General features: G+C 37.2%; 9 protein-coding genes. 6 read left to right on the top strand and 3 right to left on the bottom strand.

Annotation, left to right across the window (positions count from 1 at the left end):
- The 3 genes from fliN to ruvX all read left to right on the top strand — a co-directional run.
- The coding region (fliN, locus tag Q1553_RS02330) for a flagellar motor switch protein FliN (RefSeq protein ID WP_300842728.1) at positions 1-315 on the top strand (315 nt) is incomplete at its 5' end.
- 6 nt (positions 316-321) lie between these two features.
- Positions 322-1431 (top strand): radical SAM family heme chaperone HemW, encoded by a 1110-nt coding sequence (gene hemW, locus Q1553_RS02335; RefSeq protein WP_297577933.1) that lies wholly within the window; start codon positions 322-324, stop codon positions 1429-1431.
- A 4-nt stretch (positions 1432-1435) separates the two neighbouring features.
- A complete protein-coding gene (gene ruvX / locus Q1553_RS02340; protein WP_115551421.1) occupies positions 1436-1942 on the top strand; it encodes a Holliday junction resolvase RuvX in 507 nt (168 codons plus the stop codon).
- 1003 nt (positions 1943-2945) lie between these two features.
- Here the strand turns inward: ruvX and Q1553_RS02345 are convergent.
- The gene (locus Q1553_RS02345) at positions 2946-4340 is read right to left on the bottom strand and encodes a chemotaxis protein CheX (RefSeq protein WP_115551423.1); all 1395 of its coding nucleotides are present in this window, start codon (positions 4338-4340) and stop codon (positions 2946-2948) included.
- A gap of 21 nt (positions 4341-4361) precedes the next feature.
- Positions 4362-5246: an OmpA family protein gene (locus Q1553_RS02350; protein WP_115551424.1), complete on the bottom strand. Its 885-nt coding sequence runs from the start codon at positions 5244-5246 to the stop codon at positions 4362-4364.
- Positions 5247-5380: 134 nt separating this feature from the next.
- On the opposite strand from Q1553_RS02350, the gene Q1553_RS02355 reads away from it, so the two are divergent.
- The 3 genes from Q1553_RS02355 to Q1553_RS02365 are packed head-to-tail and all read left to right on the top strand — an operon-like array spanning position 5381 to position 8182.
- Positions 5381-6139, top strand: a complete 759-nt coding sequence (locus Q1553_RS02355) for an NAD+ synthase (protein ID WP_300842729.1) — start codon at positions 5381-5383, stop codon at positions 6137-6139.
- A 10-nt stretch (positions 6140-6149) separates the two neighbouring features.
- Complete coding sequence (locus Q1553_RS02360) at positions 6150-7280, top strand: aminotransferase class I/II-fold pyridoxal phosphate-dependent enzyme (protein WP_115551426.1); 1131 nt, start codon at positions 6150-6152, stop codon at positions 7278-7280.
- Complete coding sequence (locus tag Q1553_RS02365; RefSeq protein ID WP_297571383.1) at positions 7280-8182, top strand: tetraacyldisaccharide 4'-kinase; 903 nt, start codon at positions 7280-7282, stop codon at positions 8180-8182. Before Q1553_RS02360 ends, Q1553_RS02365 begins: the two co-directional genes overlap by 1 nt.
- An 87-nt stretch (positions 8183-8269) precedes the next feature.
- On the opposite strand, the gene Q1553_RS02370 is transcribed toward Q1553_RS02365, so the two are convergent.
- A partial coding sequence (locus Q1553_RS02370; protein WP_366525089.1) for an MFS transporter occupies positions 8270-8874 on the bottom strand: 605 nt, incomplete at its 5' end.

Consider the following 8874-nt stretch of genomic DNA (forward strand, 5'->3'; position numbering starts at 1 on the left):
GAATCTAGCGGAGGTGGAGGCACACAAGCCAAAGTAGAACTCAATAATTCTGAAATGAAAAATATGGCGATGCTTTTAGATGTACGCTTGCAAGTCAAGGTTAGAATCGGGCAGAAAAAAATGCTTCTTAAAGATGTAATTGCTATGGACATTGGAAGCGTTGTGGAACTCAATCAACTTGCAAATGACCCCTTGGAAGTCTTGGTAGATGACAAAGTCATCGCAAAGGGTGAAGTCGTTATTGTAGATGGAAACTTTGGGATTCAAATCACTGAAATTGCTCCCAAAAAAGATAGAATAGAGCAGCTTTTATAACAAAAAGTGGAATCGCAAATCAAACTTTTTGAAATCTCTCTTTATTTGCACATTCCTTTTTGTGATAGCAAATGCGGATATTGTGCTTTTAATTCCCAAATCAACAAAAATCACTTAAAAACAATTTATATGGAAACTCTCGCCCGATATGTTTCCTATAAGATTCACAACCTTTTAGAAGAAAACCAAAATTTACAAATTACTTCAGTTTATATTGGCGGGGGCACTCCAAATAGTGTAAAATCCCGTGCTTATTCATCTCTTTTTGCGGAGTTTTCTCCCTATCTTGCACCACAAGCAGAAATTAGTATTGAAGCAAATCCTAACTCCCTAAGCTTAGAATGGTTGCAGACGCTTCAAAGTTTGGGTGTCAATCGCTTAAGCTTAGGAGCGCAAAGCTTTGAGGATTCTAAACTTATCTTTTTGGAGAGACACCATAGGAAAGATTCTATCTTTTACGCCATTGAAATGGCACTAAAGGCTGGTTTGAAGAATCTTAGCATTGACTTAATCTATGGCACACCCTTGTGTAATGCTTCATTACTCACACAAGAATTAGAAACCGCCTGTGCTTTACCCTTAAGTCATCTTTCCGCCTATCAGTTAAGCATTGATGAGGGAAGTAGATTCTATGCAAACAAGGAATCATTAGGAAATTTGAGGGATTTTGAGGGGGAATTTGAGGGATTTTTGAGTATGGGACATTTTATTAAATCCTATTTACAAACCAAAGGATTTAAGCAATATGAAGTCAGCAATTATGCCAAAACCAGTCCCTCTTATCATAATCTTCGCTATTGGGAGGGCAAGGAATACCTAGGCATTGGTGCGGGAGCTGTTGGATTTCAAGGAGGCGTGCGCACAAGTATGCCAAAAAGTATTGAAAAATTTTTGTCGGGATTCTATGAAGAAAAAGAAATTTTAAGTACGCACAATCAACTCTTGGAACATTTGTTTTTGGGATTCCGCTCTTGTGTTGGCGTAGAGAGGAAAAGAATCCCCAACACGCGCAATCTTAAAATTTTGTTAGAAGAAAATAAAGTGGAGCAAGACGGGGAAAGAATTTATGCAAAAGATTATTTTTTGGGTGATGAAATCGCCTTGTTTGTAGGATAAGCCAATGGAAGTGCAAACACCAAAAATCGTGCTAGCCCTTGACATAGGACTTAAAAGAATCGGGGTAGCAAAGGCGATTCAAAATATTGCCCTACCCCTCCCACCAATTCTGCGCAAAAACCGCAATCAAGCAGCCAAAGAAATCAGTCAGCTCCTCTTAGACTCCAAAGCGAATGTATTAGTGGTTGGAATCCCTATGCAAAAGAGGGATTCTGCTTTGACAGACGAGGATTCTCTTGCAACAATGCAAAAAAGAATCCGACATTTTGTCAGCTTACTTACGATTCCACCTCATCTTGAAATCATCTTCTTGGACGAAAGCTTCAGCTCCTTTGAGGCATTGCAAAAACTAGAGGACAAAAAATCACGCAAAAAGGCACACAGCAAAGATGGCAGCCTAGATTCTCTTGCAGCTCTTGTGATTTTAGAAAGATATTTGATAAACTTTGATAGAATTCCGCAATCCAATTCAAAAGACGAAAATAATGACAAGCAATCCACTCGCAATTAAAGAATACTAACAAAAACAAATGCATACTCTTTTGCAAGAAATCAAGCAATTTGGTGAATTTAGTAGTCAATTTTATGCTTTGGAATCTTTTAGGCAAGAATTAAAACCCTTTTATCAGTGGAAATTATTGGATAGATTTGTAGGATTTAGAGGCAAAAAATCAACGGAGATTTCATAGACCACCATATCACTGCTTATTTTGCTCCTTTGGCTTTTAAGCGCAAAAGTTGGGAGCAAATAGCCCCCTCTTAAGCAAAGCACTTCAAGCCTCCCAAACGCACTTTATTTATGTCTCTCTCCCTTTGAAGCTTAGGATTTATCCTAAATTGGTTGCGAAGGATTCTACATTTTTACAAGGTGCTTCCACTTTGCTACAATTTAGACAAATAACTTTAAAACTCGTGCAAAACGGGGTAGAAGTCTTGGATATTTCTCCTCTTTTTATGCAACACAAAAAAAGGACAATACACATCTTTTTACCAAAGGGCATCATATTTCTTATAAGGGCGCAAGCTTGGTCGCGCAAATAATTGCACGGATTATATCCAACAAACGACAGATTTCGTGCCTGATAATGTGCATTTCAAAGCATAAAACCTCTTTGGATTCCTATCAAAAACGATAATTTACAGAGAGGGGAAAACTTATATTGCAGATAAAAAAGATTCTCCCTTTTGTATTTTTGGTAATTGCAACTTACAAGCTTATCACAAAGAAGGTGCAGGGATTGCCTCCAATCTTGCTTTTGCTTTAAAAAAGAAATAGATTATTTGGGGAGGAAATTAATCTTTTAGGATAGGGAATTGGTTTCCTTAGTGGCTCTTTCGTGCGCACCTCTGCTGTAAGTGGTATAACCAAAAAGAGTAATAAAGAAAAAATATGGAAAGCACTAAGAGGAAAAAAATTTATAGAGAATCAATGGAACACTCTTGCACTCAAATCACGATAAGATAACTACTCTTATCATAAATTTAAGATTCTTAAAAGCAATGGAAGAAAATTCTTAATGAGCTAAAAATAAAATCAGAGATTTATCATTCAAAAGCAGGTTAATTTGCACACCTTGTTTGTCTGTTAAAACTTGATAAATCTCATCTTCATTTTTGAAGGCTTTTGGTAACGAGATTCCAATTGAAATGCTATTTTCAGCCAATACCGCTTTGGAGCGACCTGCGATGATGTTAGTAAATTCCGAAATAACATCTAACAACTCTTCATCGCTTTGGGATTCCTCTCCCAAAAGCATCATAGAAGCTTCCTTGACTAGCACCTTGCTAAAGCACAATGCCACGATTCCGCTTACATCGCCTTCAAAAGTAATCATCGCCCCCATTATATCTACTTCGTTAGTTTTGTTGTATTTGGTTACTTTGTAATCTGTACGTTTTGCCTCGCCACCCGTCAAAGAAGAAAGCGTTTCAATTGCCGCATTGACAAATACAGGCAACTGCGCTACCAAATTCTTAGTTAATCCCTTGCTTTTTTGTTGTGAAGTTTGATGCACTTTAGCAAGTTCTCTAATTTTCGCGTCATTTCTGCATTTATCTATATTATCAAAAAACAAAATATTACTACGCATACAAAGCTCTTGTCTGCTGTGATCTAAAGGAGTCTTTAGCCCACAAATTGCAATACAAGCCCCAAATTTTGTATTATTGAGTGCCAAAGACATAATAAAATCCAATGCAGCTAAATTAAAATCTTTGGTATCACTCGCATCAAAAATAAAAACTCTATAACCCTCTCTTAAGCGCGAATTGTGTGCTTGGATATTAAAAGAAAGCGAGATATTTTTATCTACTTTTTTATAAAGCGTATAAATCACGATTCCATTATTAATCGTAATGGGAATGAAATTGCTTGTAATATCAAAATAAATATCATACAGATAAATAGCTTTATCAAGATATTGACGCCGCTTATCCATAAACTCTTCACCGCTATTGACACAGATTACCTCATATCCCTTAGCAGTCAGCTCTTGAGAAATCAACGTCTGCATCATACCATCTGCATCATAATAAATCACACTTTGATTTAGCGGAGGAATTTTAAGTCCAAGCAAGAGATTTGCCATATGTTCTGTGCGAAAAAGTGGTAAGCTTTTGTTGGGAAAAAGAGATTTCAACTTAGGGAATTGCGCATCATTATAGCCTACGAATGCTACTGCAATGCTCACTTTATTTTGCATAGCAAGCAAAGCTTTAGCGATAAGAATCGTCGCACCCTCATCAAATTGCGCAATATGCTCAAACGAAAAATACACTGCTTTGAGTGCGAGAGAACGAATTGTCGCGCTATTGGAGATAAGCACACCACAAATTTCTTTTGCTTCTTTCATCTCCAAGCGCACATCTGGCGCATAAATCGCAATATCGTGTTTAATGATAGGTCTCAATTCCTCAAACCTTTAAAAGTCTTATTTGGTATAAACTTCTGCCTCTACTCTTCTATTTTGTTTTCTGCCCTCTTTTGTGGCATTATCTGCAATCGGTCTTGTTTCGCCATAACCTTTTGCTTCCAATCTCTCTGGAGAGATTCCTTCTTCTATAATTTTATCTTTTACCGCTGTTGCGCGACGTTCAGATAGTTGTTGATTGTAAGCTGAATTTCCTGTGGAATCTGTATGCCCATTAATGATTGCAGTTTGATTTGGATTTTGTTTCATATATTCTGCAAAATCTGTGATTTCTACATTATATTCTGGTGCAATGGTTGTAGAATCAAATGGGAATTGCACAGAGAATGTATGAATATGAGACAATGTCTCTGTTGGTTGTGGCTCTGGTTGTGCGTAAGTTCCAAATGGAATACTAAAACCAACCATTGCAATCACATCACTACGTCCATCAAAACTTGCCAAATGTCGGAGTTCTGTTTTTAGGTGGAGGTATTCTGCAATTTCATGACGCAATCCCACACCATATTGTCCAAAGAAATCACTATCCATATTTTGGAAATTATGGCTTAAATCCTCATAACCAAGACCTCCTAAAATATAAACAGAAGTTTTATCCCATACTTCAAATTCTTTTACAAGGTTCATATAATAGCGATTAATATCCGTAGATTGTCCTTGCTCACTACCTTTTGCGCTATCTGCGCGGTCATAACCAAGTTCTACAAGCACACTTGGTGCAACACGACTAGCAAACTTCAAACCATAACTTAAATCCGCGCTATTTTTGTAACGATCATTGTCGATATGGAAAGTTCCACCAACTTGCGGAGTAACCTCAAATAGGTTGTTAGCCGCAAAAAGCGAGCCACTTAATGCGAGTGAAAGCGCAAGAATTTTTTTCATAATTTTCTCCTTTAAACAATATAAAATTTATATTATAACTAATTTTTTGGCTATAATACTAGGTTTTATTGAAATTTTGTGTTTAATTTTAATTTCAAGGTAACATTTATTCAAATATTAAAAGGTAATTCCTAATGAAAGATTTTGAACAAATCCGACAAAATCTTGTCCAATTTATTGCAACCGAAGTTCAAGCAAGAGGATTTCAATTCGTTGTTTTTGGGTTAAGCGGTGGCGTTGATTCTGCAGTCGTTGCACGTCTTTGTCAGCTTGCTTTTCCAAACAATCATCAAGCCCTTTTAATGCCCTCCAAACAATCCTCCCAAACAAGCCTAACCCACGCATTAGAACTCTGTAAAAAATTTAATATTTCCTATCAGATTCTACAACTCCACCAACCACAAAGTGCTTTTGAAGCAACTTTGCAAGGATTAGATTCTACGCCCTTGCGATTAGGGAATCTTTGTGCGAGATTGCGTATGATTTGTCTCTACGACTACGCTTTTACACATAATGCTTTAGTGATTGGCACAAGCAATAAAAGTGAGATTTTGCTTGGCTATGGCACAATCTTTGGTGACTTAGCCTGCGCAATAAATCCTATCGGCAATCTCTATAAAACAGAAATTTATGAACTTGCGCGTGCTTTAGGGGTTCCGCAAACTATCCTAGAAAAAGCACCAAGTGCGGATTTGTATGAGGGACAGAGTGATGAGAAGGAATTGGGTTTTCCTTATGCAATCTTAGACAGAATTATGCTACTATTAGACAAAGGCGCAAAAGACGATGAAATCTTGCAACAAAATCTACCACGAGAGGCGTTAAGATTGGTCAAAGAGAGAATTTCTCACTTTGATTTTAAGCGCAAAATGCCAGAAATTGCAAATATTTAAAGGAAAATTTATGCGAAGTATTCCCTATTTTATCCCTGATATTACAGAGGCAGAAAGAGATGCAATTCTCAATGTATTAGAAAATCCAAGTCATAATATTGTGTTAGAGCTTGAAGAAGAATTTAAAAAATACATTGGTATCAAACACGCAATTTCAGCTGTTAGCGGAACAGCTGCTTTTCATTTGTGTCTTTTTGCTATGGATTTAAAACGAGGGGATAAAATCTTATGTTCCGTGAATTGTCACCCTAGTTTTCCAGAAATGATTCGGCATTTTGATGCAGAACCGATTTTTGTGGATATTGAAGAGGATACCTTTCTCATTTCTTTACAAAAATGTAAAGAAACATTAGAAAGAATCGGAAACAAAAAATTACGTGCAATTATCATTAGCCATGTTGCAGGGCAAGCTTGCGATATAGAGCCTTTTTACGATTTAGCCGAACATTACAATATTAAAGTCATTGAAGACGCAACGATGGCATTAGGATTGACGCACAATGGTTTAAAAATCGGCTCTCATCATAGCTTTGCAAGCATTTTTAGCGTTGTGCTAGATTCTGCAAATCCTGTTGCACAAGCCGGTATGCTCACAACACAAGACGATGAACTTGCTGCACAGGCAATGCTTTTGCGCTACCACGGAGTTGTGAGTGAAAAAACTACTAGCACGCGTCCGCAATATCTCTATGATGTCGTAGGGATTGGCAACAAATACAATATTAGTTACCTTGATACCGCACTTTGTCTAAGTCAGCTTAAGCGCATTGATTATATTATCAAAAAGCGTCAAGAAATTGCAAAATATTATATTCACGCATTACAAAACGCCCCCCATCTTGTAATGCCAAGCGCCAAAAGCGAACACATTTTTTTTCATTTTATCATCAAGGTAGATAAGAATCGCGACCATTTTGCACGTGAGCTAAAGGAATGCGGTATAGAAAGTGCGCTTCATTTTGTGCCATTGCATTTATTGAGTTATTACAAAAACAAATACAAATACAAAATCAGTGATTTTCCCGTCTCTCTTAAAAACTACCAGCAGATTTTAAGTTTGCCTATTTATAGCGCAATGCAAAAAGAAGACATAGACTATGTTTGCAAGCAAGTTTTGCGCCTTGCAAGCGAGCGTGTTTAATGCGTAAAATTGAAAAATATTTTTTTGCACCTAGCCCATTGCAAAAACTCCTTGCCTTTTGCCTTTTGCCTTTTAGCCTCATTTACTGCATTATTGCCACTCTCAAGCGAAAATTCGCACGCTTTTATGATTTTGGGATTCCAATTATTAGTGTGGGGAATCTTGTTTTAGGTGGTAGTGGTAAATCGCCTTTTATTATAGAAATTGCGAAAAATTATCCAAATTCTTGCGTGATTTTGCGTGGATTTGGGCGCAAAAGCAAAGGCTTAAAAGTTGTCAGTATTCAAGGCAATCTACAAACAAATGTGCAAATTGCCGGTGATGAGGCGATTATGCTCGCCAAAAACCTGCCTTATTGTAGTGTAATTGTCAGCGAAAATCGCAAAAATGCGATTCTAAAAGCCAAAGAATTAGGAGCCAAGATTGTCTTTTTAGACGATGGATTCCGCTTTAATTTCAAAAAATTAAACATCATCTTAAAACCTAAGCTAGAACCTTACTTTGACTTTTGTATCCCAAGCGGCGGGTATCGCGAACACAAAAGCTCCTATCAAAAAGCTGATATTCTAGCACAAGAAGGCAGAGATTATGAGCGCAAAGTCCAACTCCTCTACCCCACCAAAAGAATGCTACTTCTTACGGCGATTGCAAATCCCTCACGATTGGATTCTTACTTGCCTGATGTAGTAGGAAAAATCATCTTGAAAGACCATTCTTTTTTTGATAAAACCAAAATACTAGAAGAATATGCGCGTCTTAGTGCCACTTCTCTCCTTGTTACGCAAAAAGATGCAACAAAACTTGAGGAATTTGGCTTGCCACTTTCTCTTTTGCATTTAGAAATGCACATTAATCCCGTAATCCAACAAAGCATTCAAGAATATATTGCAAAAGAATCGTAATTACCATTGCGAAAATGCGTAACCTCAAATCTTTTTTTCAAGTTTGAATCCTCATAGAAATTGCTTCGCTATGCTTAAATGAGACTCTTAAGATGAATGCTTGAATAAGCTTAGAAATTCGCGCTTGTAGCGTCTAATCTCCCTTACATTAAGAGAAAAATAGATTCCACAAGCCAAAAGCAAACAACAAGCAATAATCAACGCTAAAGGAAAGGGTGTATTCGCTTCTACCGCTCCTACGACAAAAGAAATCACCCCCGCAAAGATAAATTGCACCATTCCCAAAATGGCTGAAGCACTTCCAGACATTTGTTTGAAACGCGCCATTGCAAGCGTTGTGGTGTTTGGCACAATAAAACCATTCATTCCAAGCATTAAGAACAAAAGAATCTCAAAAGGCAAGAATCCCAAATCCAACCACCCGACTACAAGCAATACTAATGCAACCCCAAACATCATCACAAACGCATAAGGCAACACTGCATAAGGAGAATATTTACGCACGATTCTTGCATTAATATTGGCAAAAATCATAAAACTAAGTGCATTCACTCCAAAAAGGATTCCATAGGTTTTTTCGCTTAAACCAAAGTATTCGCGAAAAATAAACGATGAGCCGGTAATATAGGCAAAAATTGTTGCCATTACAAGACTAGAGGATAGAATATAAATGCGGAATCTGCGGTCTTGCA

This window comes from Helicobacter sp. UBA3407 (genome assembly GCF_949747025.1).
Classification (GTDB): Bacteria; Campylobacterota; Campylobacteria; order Campylobacterales; family Helicobacteraceae; genus Helicobacter_D; species Helicobacter_D ganmani.